This is a genomic window from Micromonospora echinaurantiaca (genome assembly GCF_900090235.1).
GTDB lineage: Bacteria > Actinomycetota > Actinomycetes > Mycobacteriales > Micromonosporaceae > Micromonospora > Micromonospora echinaurantiaca.
Genome location: NZ_LT607750.1, coordinates 5803580 through 5818023 on the forward strand (window position 1 = coordinate 5803580; position 14444 = coordinate 5818023).

A 14444-nucleotide genomic window follows, 5' to 3' on the forward strand; every position below is an offset into this window, starting at 1 on the left:
GGGCTGTCGCACCTACACGGAAAGAGTGGCCATTCCTCGCGGAATGGCCACTCTTTCCCTGTTTGAGCGCGGGGATCAGCCGAGGAGGAAGCGGGGGTGGCCGGTTTCGGGGAGGTCGAGGCGAGGGGTGATCGGGGTGGCGGCGTCCCGGGTGGCGGCCGCGCGAACCACCCCGTCGAGGTCGCCCGCCGCGGCCACCTGGGCGAGGGTGACCAGGGTGGGCGGGAGCATGGTCAGCTCGCCCGCCTCGGCCCGGGCGTGGGCGTCCGCCGGGCGGGCCCAGAGCGTCCGGTCGGCCTCGCCGGAGACGTCCCGGGTCCGCTGCCCCTCGGGCAGCAGCGCCACGAAGAAGTACGTGTCGAAGCGGCGCGGCTCGAACTCCGGAGTGATCCACCGGCTCCACGGCAGCAGCAGGTCCGAGCGGAGCGTCAGCCGACGCTCGGCGAGCAGGTCGGCGAACCCGACCCGGCGCTGCTCCAGGGCGACCCGGGCGGCCTCCCAGTCGTCGCCGCTGACGTCCCCCACCACGGTCGCCGGGTCGGGGCCGGCGAGCAGCACCCCGGCCTCCTCGAAGACCTCCCGGGCTGCGGCGCAGACCACCGCCTGGGCGGCGGCCGGGGCCAGCCCGAGCCGCTCCCCCCACCGGGCCGGAGCAGGACCGGCCCAACCCGGGTGCGCCTGCGAGTCGGACGGGTCGACGCCGCCGCCCGGGAAGGCGTACATCCCGCCGAAGGCCATCGCGGCGACCCGGCGGATCAGGTAGACCTCGAACCCGGCGTCGGCCGGGCGGAGCAGCAGCACGGTGGCCGCCACCCGGGGCACCGCGGGGGTGCCGCCCTCGGCGAGGAACCGGCGGGCGTGCTCCACCAGCGCCGGCGGGGCGGCGAAGCCGTCGCTGTCGATCGTCATGCGGCGAGCCTAGTTCCCACCTGCCGGATCGCCCGCGCCCCGTCCGGTTGATCGTCGCTACGGTTGCCGGCATGACTCGTTGGGGCATCCTGGCCACCGGCCACATCGCCGGCCGCTTCGCCGAAGACCTCCGGCTGGTGCCGGGCGCGGAACTGGTCGCGGTCGGCTCGCGTACCGCCGAGAGCGCGCAGCGGTTCGCCCGCCGGCACGGCGTGCCGCGGGCGTACGGCTCCTGGCAGGACCTGGCCGCGGACGCCGACCTGGACGTGGTCTACGTGGCCACCCCGCACGCCGCGCACCACCAGGCGGCGCTGACCTGCCTCGCCGCCGGCCGGGCGGTGCTGCTGGAGAAGCCGTTCACCCTCGACCTGGCCACCAGCACCGAGCTGGTCGACACCGCGCGGGCCGCCGAGGTCTTCCTGATGGAGGCCATGTGGATGCGGACCAACCCGATCCTCCGCCGGGTGTGCGAGCTGGTCGCCGACGGCGCGATCGGCACGGTGACCAGCGTGCAGGCCGACTTCGGGGCGGCCGGGCCGTTCCCGCCCGAACACCGGATGCGGGCCCGCACCCTGGGCGGCGGCGCGCTGCTGGATCTCGGTGTCTATCCGGTGAGCCTGGCCCACCTGCTGCTCGGCGTGCCGCAGCACGTACGGGCCTGGGCCAAGATCAGCCCGGAGGGGGTGGACGAGAACACCGGCATCGTGCTCGGCTACGACTCGGGCGCGGTCGCCACGCTGAGCTGCGGCATCCTCGGGGTCACCCCGCTGACCGCGGCGATCACCGGCACCACCGGGCGGATCGACCTGCCCGAGCCGTTCTACCGGCCCGGGTGGGTGACCCTGCACCGGGCCGGCGCCGAACCGGAGACGATCGACGCGGAACTGGTCGGCGGCGGCTACCAGCACGAAACGATCGAGGTGCAGCGCTGCCTGGCCGAGGGCCTGCTGGAGAGCCCGCTGGTGCCACACTCGGCCACGCTGGAGGTGATGGCCCTGCTCGACGCCATCCGCGCCCAGATCGGCGTCGACTACGCCTGAGCCGCCACGCCGGCGGAACCGCGACCGGAGGCCGGGCCGGCGGGCGCGCGACCGGAGGCCGGGCCGGCGGGCCCGCGACCGGAGGCCGGGCAGCCGCGGGCTGGAGGCCGGGAAACGCGGAGGGGCCCCGCCGTGCGGCGGGGCCCCTCGACGTCGGCCGGTCAGCTGAACAGCGGACGGGCCAGCAGGTACATGAGCGCGCCGATGGTGCCGGCGGCCGGGAAGGTCAGGATCCACGCGCCGATGATGTTGCCGGCCACGCCCCAGCGCACGGCGGAGAGCCGCTTGGTCGCGCCGACGCCCATGATCGCCGAGGTGATCGTGTGCGTGGTCGAGATCGGGGCGCCCAGCACCAGCGCGTTGAAGTACAGCACGGAGCTGGCCACGGTCTCGGCCGCGAAGCCCTCCGGCGGCCGCAGGTCGATGATCTTCCGGCCCAGGGTCCGGATGATCCGCCAGCCACCGGCGTACGTGCCGGCGGCGAGCACCGCCGCCGAGGTCCAGAACGCCCACTCCGGGATGTGGCTCGGGCTGTCCTGGTAGCCGCCGACGTAGAGGGCGAGGACCACGATACCGATGGTCTTGGCGGCGTCCTGCATGCCGTGGCCGACCGACATGGCCGCCGCGGAGGCGGTCTGCGCCCAGCGGAAGCCCCGGTTGAGCTTGCCCGGATGCCCCTTCCGGAAGATCCACTGCACAGCGATCATGACGATGTAGCCGAGCAGGAAGCCGACCATCGGCGAGAGCACCATCGGGATGATGACGCTCTCCCCGATGCCGGTCCAGAGCACCGTGCCGGAGGCGGCGATGGTCGAGCCGACCAGGCCGCCGATCAGCGCGTGCGACGAGGACGACGGCAGACCGAAGTACCAGGTGATCAGGTTCCAGACGATGGCGCCGATCACGCCGGCGAAGACGATGCCGAGGCTCGCCGTGCCGGTGGGCAGCTTCACCAACCCGCTGCCGACGGTCTTGGCCACCTCGGCGCCGAAGTGCGCGCCGATGAAGTTGCCGATGGCCGCCATGGCCAGGGCCACCCGGGGTGTCAGCGCCCGGGTGGAGATGCTGGTCGCGATCGCGTTGGCGGCGTCGTGGAAGCCGTTGGTGTAGTCGAACGCCAAGGCAACCGCGATCACCGCCAGCACGGCGATGAGTTCGGGACTCACAGGATCAGGACTCCTTGACCGCGATGGTCTCGACGGTGTTGGCCACGTGCTCGAAGGCGTCGCAGGCGGCCTCCAGCTCGTCGGCGACCTCCTTCATCTTCAGCACGGTCAGCGCGTCGTACTCGCCGGAGAAGAGCCGGACCAGCAGCATCCGGTACGCCTGGTCGCCGTCGTTCTCCAGCCGGTTGCACTCGATCCAGTAGTCCTCGAGGTCCTTCATCGACTTCAGCCGGGGCATCGCCTCGGCGGTCAGCTTCGCCTGCTGGTCGAGGACGTTGACCAGCTCGTGCATCTCACGCGGGAGCGACGGCAGCTTGGTCAGCCCGTAGAGGTAGAGCAGGTTGCCGACCGCCTCCAGGTGGTCCATCACGTCGTCCAGCAGCGAGCCGAGCCGGTAGATGTCCTCCCGGTCGAACGGCGTGATGAAGGTGGAGTTGATCTTCTTGTACAGCTCGTGGGTGATCTGGTCGCTGTCGTGCTCCACCTCGGTGAGCCGCTCGCTGACCGACTGCACCTCGACCCCGGGCAGAGCCAGCTCGTTCAGCAGCTCGGTACCCCGCACCAGGTTCTGCGCGGCCCTGGTGAAGAGCTCGTAGAAGGCGCCCTCGTTCGGGCGGAAGGAAAACTTCACAGCACGGACCTCGTCGTGTCGGTGGAAGGGTGGCGGCCGCCCCAAGGGGTGCCCGCCTGGGAATGCTAGGAAACGGCAGAACCGCGAATGCGCCGGCCCACCCCTGGCCAGGCCGCATTCATCGCCCGTTCACCTACTGTTCACCTGCGACGATCTCTCAGGTCTCAGCAGCCGCTCCCGTTCGTGCCGCACGTCGAAACCGGCTGGCGGATACCCGAGTTGGAGTGTGTCGAACGTCTCCCGGAGCAGGTGCGCCAACGCCCAGTCCCGGTACCACTTGCGGTCGGCCGGCAGCACGTACCAAGGCGCGGCCGGTGTGCCGCAACGGCTCAGCGCCTCGGCGTACGCGGCCTGGTAGTCGTCCCAGCGGGCCCGGGCGTCGACGTCGGCGGGATCGTACTTCCAGTGCTTACGTGGATCGGCCAGCCGGTCCAGCAGCCGCTCGCCCTGCTCGGCGTACGAGATGTGCAGCAGCACCTTGACCAGGGTCACCCCGGCACCGGCCAGTTCCCGCTCGAAGGCGTTGATCTCGTCGTACCGGGCCTGCCAGACCGGCTCGGGCACCAGCGACTCGACCCGGGCGACCAGCACGTCCTCGTAGTGCGAGCGGTTGAAGATCCCGACGTACCCGGGCGGCGGCAGCGCCCGGCGGATCCGCCACAGGAAGTGGTGCCCGAGTTCCTCGGCAGTGGGCGCGCCGAAGGAGCGGATGTGCAGGCCCAGCGGGTTCATGGCGCCGGCGACCCGCTTGATCGCGCCGTCCTTGCCACCGCAGTCCATCGCCTGGAGCACCAGCAGCACCCGCCGCCCGTCGCCCCCAGCCGGCCGCCCTCCCACCACGCCCGCACCCCCGAGGCCCGCCGGGTCCCGCCGCGCGGGGTCACCACCGAGGCCCGGCGGGTCAACACGGAGGCCCACCGGGTCGCCGCCGAGTTCGGTCGGGTCGGCGCGCGCCGCGCGGGCCTTGGCGGTGGCGAAGAGCATCTCCTGCTGCCGGCCCAGCTCCGCGCCGACCAGTTCGACCTGGTCGCGGGCCCAGCCCTTGCGGTGCTCGCCGGTCACCTCCGGCCCGGGCAGCCCGGGGGTGGACCGCGGATCGATCGACCCCAGCTCGACCGGCCCGCCCGGCGGCACCCGCAGCAACTCGCGCAGCCGCCCGCCCACCGGCGCCACGACCGCGGCCTCCACACCCGCCCTCATTCCCGGATCATCACCCACCCCCGCCGATCCCGCCCGCCGAGCCGTTGGCCCGTCGGCGCGAGAACGGCGGCCGTGGCGGGGATAAGTGGGCCTTCCTACCCTTTTGCCAGGGCCGCCGAAGGCCGATCGTCCGGCACGTTTGACGGGCGCGTCACATTCCGGGTGGGCGACGCGTCCCTGCGGGCGGGAGAATGTGCGTCGGCCGGTCGTTGGTCGGCCTGGGGAGGGGGCGGTGGTGCGGGACCTGGCGACGGAGTTCGAGGCCGAGCGGGGGCGGCTGCTGGCGGTCGCGTACCGGATGCTGGGCAGCCGCAGCGAGGCTGAGGACGCCGTGCAGGAGACCTGGCTGCGGTACGCGGGAGCGCTCGCCGATCCGGCGGCCCGCGCCGAGGTCGACCACCTCGGCGCCTGGCTGACCACCACCTGCGCCCGGATCTGCCTCGACGTGCTCCGCTCCGCCCGGGTCCGCCGCGAGGCGTACCACGGCCAGTGGCTGCCGGAGCCGGTGGTGGCCCCGCTCGACCAGGGGCCGAGCGCCGACGGTTACGCGCCGGACCCGGCCGAGCGGGCCGTCCGCACCGACCTGGTCGGCATGGCCCTCCAGGTGGTGCTGGAGCGGCTCGGGCCGGAGCAGCGGGTGGCCTTCGTGCTGCACGACGTCTTCGCCGTCCCGTTCTCCCGGATCGCCGACGTGCTCGGCACCAGCGAGGCGGCCGCCCGCCAGCTGGCCTCGCGGGCCCGGCGCGCGGTGAACGCGCCGGACGTGCCCCGGCACACGGCGGACTCCGCCGAGCAGCGGCGGGTGCTCGCCGCGTTCGTGGCCGCCGCCGAGTCGGGTGAGCTGGCCGAGCTGGTCAAGCTGCTCGCCCCCGACGTGGTGCTGCTCGGCGACAGCGGCGGGCACTTCCCGGCGGCCCGCCACCCGGTGGTCGGCGTGGACAAGGTCGCCCGGTTCACCCTCGGCCTCTTCGGCCGTGCCGGCCGCTACGCCGGCACGGTGCGGTCCCGCCCGGTGCTGGTCGACGGGGTGCTCGGGCTGCACCTGGAGACGGTGCACTCCGACGGCCGGCCGATCCGGCTGGTCAGCGCGGTCACGGTGCACGACGGCCTGGTGACCGGGATCTTCAACCAGCTCAACCCGGAGAAGGTGACGCACCTGCCGCCGCTCGGCCCCGAGGACACCTGGCCGCCCCGCTGGTGACCCCGACCGCCTCCTCGCCGGCCCCGCGGGCCACCGGGTTCGCTGGCGGCACACGGCCGCCGGGCTCGCCGACGACGCAGGGCCGCCGGGCCCCGCTGGTCACACCGGCGGCGGCTCAGACCACCAGGGCGAGCCACTTGCGGTACGAGGTGGCGAACGGCTCGGTGCCGTCGCCGAGCGCGCCGAACAGCCAGCGGGCCGCGGCCTCCGCCTCGGCGACCACCTCGTCCGGGTAGCCGAACCGGACCCGGTGCTCGGCGAACTCGTCCTCGTCGCGCAGCTCGACCGCACCGGTGGCGCGCCGGCGCACCACGTCGAGGTCGAGGTCGACCAGGTGGACGGTGTCGTCGTTCTCCCATCGGGCCGGGCTGGCGATGTCGCAGTAGACCTCGCTGGTGCGCGGGGGCGGGTTGAACATGCCGGTCCACCAGGCGTGGTGCGGCACCAGCAGGACGAACGGGATCTGTTCCACCGACGGCCGGCCGTGGTAGACGGACTTCGTGCCGGCGGTCACCCCGAGCCAGACGCCGAGGTCGTCCTCGGTCAGCCGGCGGGCCGGGTAGTCGCGGTGGGCGCTGCCGTCGTACTTGCGGTAGATCACGCGGACCACGTCGCTCGGCATGAGTCGCACCCTAACCGATACCGCGCAGGGACCGCCGCACGGGAAGTAACCGGGCGCCCCCGGAGAGTCCGTACCGTTACCTCGCCACGACCGGAGCCCTCCGGCCGCTGTCGGCGCGGACCGGTACCGTCGCACGGTGACCCCGCCCCGTACCGCCGCCGGTTCCGCCGTCCCGTCGACCCGCGCCGGCGGTCGGCGCCGGGGCGAGCGGCCGAGCGCCGCGGAGCTGCTCGCGGCTGCGGTGGGCGCGGTGCCCGGCGGCGCCGCCCGCCCGGGCCAGCAGCAGATGGTGGCGGCGATCGAGGAGGGCGTCGCGGCCCGCGAGCACCTGCTGGTGCAGGCCGGCACCGGCACCGGCAAGTCGCTGGCGTACCTGGCGCCGGCGCTCACGGTGGACGGGCCGGTGGTGGTTTCCACCGCCACCCTGGCGTTGCAGTCCCAACTGGTCGACCACGACCTGCCTCGGCTGGCCGACGCGGTCACCCCGCTGCTCGGCCGGCGGCCCACCTTCGCGGTGCTCAAGGGGCGGCACCACTACCTCTGCCTGGCCCGGCTCGACAACTCCACAGAGGAGGAGCCGGAGGACACCCTCTTCGACGCCCCGGCGTCCCGGCCCGGTGGCGGCACCAGGTGGCTGGGCGAGGCCGGCCGGCTGGGCAAGCAGGTCCAGCGGCTGCGCGACTGGGCGGCGGAGACCGACACCGGCGACCGGGACGAGCTGGACCCGGGCGTCGACGACCAGGCCTGGCGGCTGGTCTCGATGCCGGCGCGGGAGTGCGTCGGGGCGTCCCGCTGCCCGTTCGGCGCCGAGTGCTTCGCCGAGGCGTCCCGGGCCCGGGCCCGGGAGGCGGACATCGTGGTCACCAACCACAGCCTGCTCGCGGTGGACATGCTCGCCGGGCGGCAGATCGTGCCGCCGCACAAGCTGCTCGTCGTCGACGAGGCGCACGAGCTGGCCGACCGGGTCTCCTCGGCGGCCCAGGCCGAGCTGGTGCCGGAGCTGATCGACCGGTCCGCGCGACGGGCCCGTCCGCTGCTGCGGCCGGAGACCGCCGAGGCGCTCACCGCGGCCGGTGACGCGCTCGCGGTCGGGCTCGCCGAGGCGCCCGCCGGACGGATCACCACCGGCCTGTCCGGCCCGCTGCGCGAGGCGTGCACCCTGCTCGACGCGGCCACCCGGGCGGCGCTCGACGCGATCGGCGACATCAAGGCCGACGACCCGGACCCGGTCCGCAAGCAGCAGGCCAAGGCCGTGCTCGACGAGCTCGCCGACACCGCGCAGCGGCTGCTGGAGGAGGCCGACCACGACGTCGCCTGGGTGGAGAAGAACGACAACAGCGGGCGCCGGGCGCTGGTGGTCGCGCCGCTCTCGGTCGCCGGCACCCTCGCCACCCACCTCTACTCCGACCGCACGGTGGTCGCCACCTCGGCCACCCTGGCGCTGGGCGGCCGGTTCGACACGGTGGCCCGGGCGCTCGGCCTGGACGCCCCACCGGCGTCACCCCCGTCACCGGCCGCCGCGGCCCTCGCCGCCTCGACCGGACGCCCGGACCGGGCCACCGCCCGATCGGGCGCGGCCGGCAGGACGGGTGCGGCCGGCGGGACGGGTGCGGCCGGCGGGACGGGTGCGGCCGGCGGGCCGGTCCGATCGGGGGCGGCCGACGGTCGCGGGGACGCCCTCGGTTCCACCGGCGACGTCGACTCGGCCGCCGGCGGACCGGGGGCGGCGGGCGGCGCGGTGGCCGGCGGGCCGGGCTGGCGGGCGTTGGACGTCGGCTCACCGTTCGACTACGCCCGGCAGGGCATCCTCTACGTCGCCGCGCACCTGCCCCGGCCCAGCGTCTCCGGCCTGCCCGAGGCGGCCGGCGAGGAACTGCTCGCGCTGGTCGGCGCGCTCGGTGGGCGTACGCTCGGGCTCTTCTCCTCCCGGCGGGCCGCGCAGCAGGCGGCGGAGCTGGTCCGGGCGCGGACCGACCTGCCGGTGCTGTTGCAGGGCGAGGAGTCGCTGCCGCTGCTGGTCCGCCGGTTCCGCGAGGAGCGGTCCAGCTGCCTGTTCGGGGTGATGTCGCTCTGGCAGGGGGTGGACGTGCCGGGCGACTCGTGCCAGCTGGTGGTCATCGACCGGCTGCCCTTCCCCCGCCCCGACGAACCGTTGGCCGCCGCCCGCGCCGCCGCCGTGGACGCCAACGGCGGATCCGGCTTCGCCGCGGTCAGCGTGCCGATCGCCGCGGTCCGGCTGGCGCAGGGCGTGGGCCGGCTGATCCGGGCGACCGGCGACCGGGGCGTGGTGGCGGTGCTCGACTCGCGGCTGGAGACGGCCCGCGGCTACGGCCCGTTCCTGCGCCGATCGCTGCCGCCGTTCTGGTACACCACCCGCTCCGACGTCGCCCGCGGCGCCCTCGAACGCCTCGCCAAGTCCTGACCCCCTCGCCCACCTCAGGACCCGCACGTACAGAGAAAGAGTGGCCTTCCGGGCGACGGAGGCCACTCTTTCGCTGTACGTGCGCGGATCTTGCAGGTGTGGGGTGGGAGGCGAGAGGCGGTCAGGGGGCCTGGGAGGCGACCACGACGGCGTCGGGTGGGGTGTCCGGGACGGTGCGGGCGGCGAGGCGGCGGACCGCGGTGTTCAGCACGGCGATCAACGGCACCGAGACGAGCGCGCCGGTGATCCCGGCGAGGACCACCCCGGCGGCGATGCCGATGATCACCGCGAGCGGGTGGATGGCCACCGCCCGGCCCATGATCAGCGGCTGGAGCACGTGCCCCTCCAGCTGCTGCACGCCGATCACCGCGCCCAGGATGATCAGTGCGGTCACCGGGCCGCTGTCGACCAGCGCGACCAGCACCGCGACGCCGCCGGAGAGGGTGGCACCGACGATCGGGATGAACGCGCCGAGGAAGACCAGCGCGGCGAGCGGGAAGGCGAACGGGATGTCGAAGATGACGAGGAAGATGCCGATGCCGACCGCGTCGATGAAGGCGACCAGCACCGTCGCCCGTACGTAGGCGACCAGCGTCGACCAGGCCGCGCGACCGGCGTCGTCGACCTTCCAGCGCGCCGCCACCGGCAGCAGCCGGACCAGGAAACGCCAGATCCGGTTGCCGTCGCGGAGGAAGAAGAAGGTGGCGAAGAGCACCAGCAGGGTGCCGGTGAGCACCTCAGCCAGGGTGGCCGCGGTGGCGAGCGCGCCGCTGGTGAACTTCTCGGTGTTGTTGTTGATCCACTGCTGCCCCTCCTCGATGTAGCGGTCGAGTTGACCGTCGGAGAGGTGCAGCGGGCCGGTCTTCAACCAGTTCTGGATCTGCCGGACGCCCTCCGAGGACTTCTCGCTGAGCTCCGGCACGCCCTGGATGAACTCGTTCACCACCAGGGTCAGCGTGCCGATCACCGCGGCCAGGCCGCCGACCAGCACCACCGCGGTCGCCAGCGACCGGGGCAGGCGGGCCCGCAGCAGCCAGCCGACCGCGGGCGCGAGGAGCGCGGAGAGAAGCAGGGCGACCGCAAGCGGGATGATCACGATCCGGATGGTTCCGACGATCTTCAGCAGCGCCCAGGCCACGACGCCGATCACGATCAGCCGCCAGGACCAGGCGGCGGCGATCCGCAGCGCGTGCGGCACGTCCGCGTCGTCGCGGCTGGAGGTGGAGTTGTGCATGGCGGACGGCCGCTCCGCCCCGACCACCGTCGCCGTCGCCGGGGCCGCCGGCCCGGGAGCGGCCGGGGTGGCCACCTCGGCCGGCTCGGGAACCGCCGCGGACCTGGTCCGGCCGGAGCGCACCGATTCGCGTCCCGACTCGTACGCGCGACGCAGCCGTCCGCGTACCCGCTCGAAGCGGCTCAAGCGCACCTCCTGGCATGAGAACCGGCCCGTCCACGGTGTCAGGTCGCACAGGATACGCCTGACCACGTCACCGTAGGGCAGTTCCGCCACCCAGTGCCCCGGCGCCCGGCGGCGTAACCACCGGCCGCCGGTCAACCCGGACACGGTACCGTCTGCGGCGTGACCGCCGACAAGAATCTCGACTCCGGCCTGCCGATCCGGCTGCTGCACGACCGGGTCCTGGTGCGGATGGAGGGGAGCGAGGGCGAGCGCCGCTCCACCGCCGGCATCGTGATCCCGGCGACGGCCGCCGTGGGCAAGCGCCTGGCCTGGGCGACCGCGGTCGGGGTGGGGCCGAGCGTCCGCTCCATCGTCTCCGGCGACCGGGTGCTCTTCGACCCCGACGACCGCTCCGAGGTCGAACTGCACGGCCGCGGGTACGTGCTGCTGCGCGAGCGCGACGTGCACGCCGTCGCCGCCGAGCGGGTGGAGAACGACTCCACCGGTCTCTACCTCTGATCCGGCCCGCGTCCGCCCGTCACCCGGTCCCCCACCCCGGCTGTCGCCGCTGATCCGCGCACGGCCCGCGCCGCCTGACGCCGGCCGGGGCCGGCTGCGGGCGCGGCCGGCCTCGTTTGCACCGCTCCCCGTCGGGAAGCCAGCCGCACCACCGGCCCTGGGGAGGGACGATGCCGGAACTGGTGAAGAAGGTGTTGCTCTGGGGCTTCGTCGCGTTCCTGATCTACTTCATGGCGTTCCGGCCGGAGGGTGCGGCGGAGATGTTCAAGGCGATCGGGGCGGGGCTGATGGCGATGTTCCAGGGCTTCGGTGACTTCCTCACCAGCCTGATGACCTGACCGGGCAGGGCACCCGGGCCGGCCCGAGGCGCGGGCGCCCGACGGGGCGCCCCGGCGTCAGGGGTGCCCGGGCGGCCAGGGCGCGGCCGGGCGCGGGCCGGGCCAGCCGTAGCCGGCCGGGAAGACCGGCGGCGGTGGCGGGGCCAGCACCACCGGGATCGGCACCACCGGCTCGTCGGGCGCCTCCACCGGTCGCTGCGAGCCGTCCGGGAAGCGCAGGTGGTAGCGGTGCCCGTCCCAGATCCCGGCCGGCGCCTGCGGATCCCTCCCCACGAAGTACGCCCGGTACGCGGTGATCGCGTCCAGCAGCTCCCGTTCCTCCCGTGCCGTCCGCTCCCTGTCCACCGGCCGGCGGTCCAGCCCACGCAGCGCCCCGTCGCGCAGCAGCGCCAACCGGGTCGCCGCGAACTGGTAGCCGCGCATCGCCTTGACCCCGGCGTCACCGCCCACCCGGCGGGCCCACACCCGGGCCGCGTGCCGGCGCCCGAGGCTGCTCAGCGCGGCCACCTCGGGCGGGGTGAGCCAGCCGGCCTTGACGTAGTCGGGCAGGGTCCGCTCGGTGAGCCGCCCCTCCCAGGCGCGCAGCCACACCGCCAGCCCGACCATGCCGAAGAAGATCGGCACCATCACGCCGATGAAGCCGTACAGCATGATCAGCGCCTGGCCGGTGGCCTGCGTGAGGGTCGGCAGCAGGTTCCAGGTGCCGTGCAGCATCATCGCCAGCAGCAGGCCGGCGACCGGAGCGAGGAACCGGACCCGCCGGTCCGCCGTCCGCGCGGCGATGCCCAGGCCGACCCCGGTCATCGAGGTGAACAGCGGGTGGGCGAAGCCGAAGAGCAGGATTCGGACGATGAAGATCGCGATCACCTGCTGCGCGCCGGTCGCCGGGCCGTACCGGTCCACGCCCGACGCGTAGCCGTAGCCGCCCAGGTAGAGGATGTTCTCCACCATGGCGAAGCCGACCGCGGAGAGCCCGCAGTAGACCAGGCCGTCGGTGATCCCGGACCACTCCCGGCGCCGGAACACCAGCAGCAGGATCGGCCCGAGCGCCTTGGTCAACTCCTCGATGAACGGCGCCACCAGCACCGCGGTGAGCGCGGTCGGCAGACCCATCTCGGCGAACAGGCCGGCCGCGAACCCGTTGACCTCCAGCGAGGCGGCGGTGGAGACGAACGCGCCCCAGGCGAAGCAGAAGACCAGGTACTTGAGCGGTTCCGGTTCGTACCGGTCGAGCCAGAGGAAGCAGGCCACCAGCACCGGAACCGGCAGGATCGCCGCGGCCACGCCGATCAGCAGCGCCTCGATGCCGAGTTCGTCGTTCAACACGGACACCATGTAGATCGCGCAGGCGGTGATCAGCAGGAACACCCCGACCAGCACGAGGATCCGCCGCCAGCCCAGTCGGCGGCCCGGCATCGCGGGGGTGCCGGCGGGCACGACGGCGACGGCGGGCGCGGTGGGCGACGGCGGTCGGGAACCGCCGGGCGGGGTGTCGGCCATGCGGTCAGCGTAGTCACCCCCGGCCCGCTGTTCCGGGCGCATCGGTGGCCGCTATGCTGCGGTCAGGTCACGAGCGCCAGCGTCAAGCCCCGGCTTGCTGGCCGGCAACCCTCGTCGAGGTTCGCGGTGGGGTGCCCCGGGTGATGACCGGGCCCGGCCCGATCCGCGCGCCGGGCAAGCGCGGACCCCGCCCTGCGCCCCGGGGTCCCTGGACCCGGAGGTCGTGCCATGACCGTCACCCTCGTACCCCCGTCGCACCGCACCCGCACCGCGCCCCCGGCCGGGCTCGACGTGCTCGGCGTGCCCGGCGAGATCAACCTGGACTACGCGGCCACCGCGCCGTGCGCGCGGGCCGCGGCCGACGCGGTGGCCGAGCTGCTTCCCTGGTACGCCAGCGTGCACCGCGGCGCCGGGGCGCTGTCGCGGCGCTGCACGCTCGCCTACGAGCGGGCCCGGCAGACCGTCGGCGACTTCTTCGGCGCCCGCGCCGACGACCACGTGGTCTTCACCCGCAACACCACGGACGCGCTGAACCTGCTGGCCCGGGCGCTGCCGGCGGGCACCACGGTGGTCACCTTCGCCGGCGAGCACCACGCCAACCTGCTGCCCTGGCCGCGCGGCTCGGTCCGGCTGCCGGTGCCCGGCTCGCCCGGCGAGGCGGTACGCGCGCTGGACGCCGCCCTCGGCGAGCTGCGCCGCGACGCCAGCCCCGGCGTACCGGTGCTGGTCGCGGTGACCGGGGCGAGCAACGTGACCGGGGAGCGCTGGCCGGTGGCCGAGCTGACCCGGGTGGCCCGGCGGCACCACGCCCGGATCGCAGTGGACGCCGCGCAGCTCGCCCCGCACGCCCCGGTCGACCTGCTCGCCCTCGACGTGGACTACCTGGCCGTCTCCGGGCACAAGCTGTACGCGCCGTTCGGCGCCGGGGTGCTGATCGGCCGGGGCGACTGGCTGGACGCCGCACCGCCGTACCTGGCGGGCGGGGGCGCGACCAGCCACGTCGGGGCGGCCACCCACGACGTACGGTGGGCGACCGGCCCGGCGCGGCACGAGGCGGGCACCCCGAACCTGCTCGGCGCGGTGGCGCTGGCGGCGGTCTGCGCGGCGCTCGACGGCGCCGACCGGGCCGCGCTGCACGACCGCGAGCAGGAACTGCTGGCCCGGCTCCGGGACGGGATCGCGGCCCTGCCGCACGTGGTGGAGCTGCACACCTTCGGCCCGGACGCGCCACGGGTGGGCATCGTGTCGTTCGTGGTGGCCGGCCGGGACTCGTCGACGGTGGCGGCGGAACTGGCCCGCGAACACGGCATCGGCGTCCGGGACGGCCTGTTCTGCGCCCACCCGCTGGCCCGCCGGCTGCTCACCGAGGCGGCGAACCGCAGCGGCCGACGCGACCTGCCACCGACCGCGCTGCGCGCCAGCATCGGCCTGGGCAGCACCGCCGAGCACGTGGACACGCTGCTCGCCGCGCTGGCCACCCTCGGCTGACCGGCCGCG

Annotated in this window: 12 protein-coding genes, 2 pseudogenes and 1 riboswitch; of the genes and pseudogenes, 7 read left to right on the forward strand and 7 right to left on the reverse strand. The window is 74.4% G+C overall.

Features of this window, described 5'->3' with window-relative positions:
- Nucleotides 1-75: 75 nt before the first annotated feature.
- Nucleotides 76-909 carry an NUDIX hydrolase gene (locus tag GA0070609_RS26205; RefSeq protein WP_088996257.1) on the reverse strand — a complete coding sequence of 278 codons (834 nt, stop codon included), beginning with the start codon at nt 907-909 and terminating at the stop codon, nt 76-78.
- A gap of 71 nt (nt 910-980) precedes the next feature.
- Between GA0070609_RS26205 and GA0070609_RS26210 the strand changes: the two genes are divergently transcribed.
- Entirely contained in the window at nt 981-1949 is a 969-nt protein-coding gene (locus GA0070609_RS26210; RefSeq protein WP_088996258.1) for a Gfo/Idh/MocA family protein, read from the forward strand.
- Nucleotides 1950-2110: 161 nt separating this feature from the next.
- Here GA0070609_RS26210 and GA0070609_RS26215 read toward each other — a convergent pair whose 3' ends face one another.
- The 3 genes from GA0070609_RS26215 to GA0070609_RS26225 form a co-directional block, all read right to left on the reverse strand.
- A complete protein-coding gene (locus tag GA0070609_RS26215) occupies nt 2111-3115 on the reverse strand; it encodes an inorganic phosphate transporter (protein ID WP_088996259.1) in 1005 nt (334 codons plus the stop codon).
- Between the two features lie 4 nt (nt 3116-3119).
- On the reverse strand, nt 3120-3746 hold the full coding sequence (locus GA0070609_RS26220) for a DUF47 domain-containing protein (RefSeq protein WP_088996260.1): 627 nt from the start codon (nt 3744-3746) through the stop codon (nt 3120-3122).
- Nucleotides 3747-3875: 129 nt separating this feature from the next.
- Nucleotides 3876-4946, reverse strand: a complete 1071-nt coding sequence (locus GA0070609_RS26225) for a PPK2 family polyphosphate kinase (RefSeq protein WP_088996261.1) — start codon at nt 4944-4946, stop codon at nt 3876-3878.
- 235 nt (nt 4947-5181) lie between these two features.
- Here GA0070609_RS26225 and sigJ point away from each other — a divergent pair, with 235 nt between their 5' ends.
- Entirely contained in the window at nt 5182-6147 is a 966-nt protein-coding gene (gene sigJ / locus GA0070609_RS26230) for an RNA polymerase sigma factor SigJ (RefSeq protein WP_088997976.1), read from the forward strand.
- Between the two features lie 115 nt (nt 6148-6262).
- Here sigJ and GA0070609_RS26235 read toward each other — a convergent pair whose 3' ends face one another.
- Nucleotides 6263-6769: a DUF402 domain-containing protein gene (locus GA0070609_RS26235; protein ID WP_088996262.1), complete on the reverse strand. Its 507-nt coding sequence runs from the start codon at nt 6767-6769 to the stop codon at nt 6263-6265.
- 136 nt (nt 6770-6905) lie between these two features.
- Here GA0070609_RS26235 and GA0070609_RS35075 point away from each other — a divergent pair.
- Together GA0070609_RS35075 and GA0070609_RS35080 are read left to right on the forward strand one after the other, a co-directional pair.
- A pseudogene (locus tag GA0070609_RS35075) lies at nt 6906-8273 on the forward strand (ATP-dependent DNA helicase); the annotation flags it as partial.
- A 234-nt stretch (nt 8274-8507) separates the two neighbouring features.
- Nucleotides 8508-9191 (forward strand): annotated as a pseudogene (locus tag GA0070609_RS35080) (ATP-dependent DNA helicase); the annotation flags it as partial.
- Nucleotides 9192-9312: 121 nt separating this feature from the next.
- Here GA0070609_RS35080 and GA0070609_RS26245 read toward each other — a convergent pair.
- Complete coding sequence (locus tag GA0070609_RS26245; protein WP_408630681.1) at nt 9313-10665, reverse strand: AI-2E family transporter; 1353 nt, start codon at nt 10663-10665, stop codon at nt 9313-9315.
- A 105-nt stretch (nt 10666-10770) separates the two neighbouring features.
- Between GA0070609_RS26245 and GA0070609_RS26250 the strand changes: the two genes are divergently transcribed.
- Together GA0070609_RS26250 and GA0070609_RS33705 are read left to right on the forward strand one after the other, a co-directional pair.
- Entirely contained in the window at nt 10771-11109 is a 339-nt protein-coding gene (locus GA0070609_RS26250) for a GroES family chaperonin (protein ID WP_088996265.1), read from the forward strand.
- Nucleotides 11110-11279: 170 nt separating this feature from the next.
- Nucleotides 11280-11447 (forward strand): hypothetical protein, encoded by a 168-nt coding sequence (locus tag GA0070609_RS33705; RefSeq protein ID WP_172899407.1) that lies wholly within the window; start codon nt 11280-11282, stop codon nt 11445-11447.
- A 57-nt stretch (nt 11448-11504) separates the two neighbouring features.
- Here GA0070609_RS33705 and GA0070609_RS26255 read toward each other — a convergent pair whose 3' ends face one another.
- Entirely contained in the window at nt 11505-12989 is a 1485-nt protein-coding gene (locus GA0070609_RS26255) for a PrsW family intramembrane metalloprotease (protein ID WP_088996266.1), read from the reverse strand.
- Nucleotides 12990-13012: 23 nt separating this feature from the next.
- Nucleotides 13013-13134: riboswitch (SAM riboswitch) on the forward strand.
- Between the two features lie 41 nt (nt 13135-13175).
- Here GA0070609_RS26255 and GA0070609_RS26260 point away from each other — a divergent pair.
- Entirely contained in the window at nt 13176-14435 is a 1260-nt protein-coding gene (locus GA0070609_RS26260; RefSeq protein WP_088996267.1) for an aminotransferase class V-fold PLP-dependent enzyme, read from the forward strand.
- Nucleotides 14436-14444: the final 9 nt, after the last annotated feature.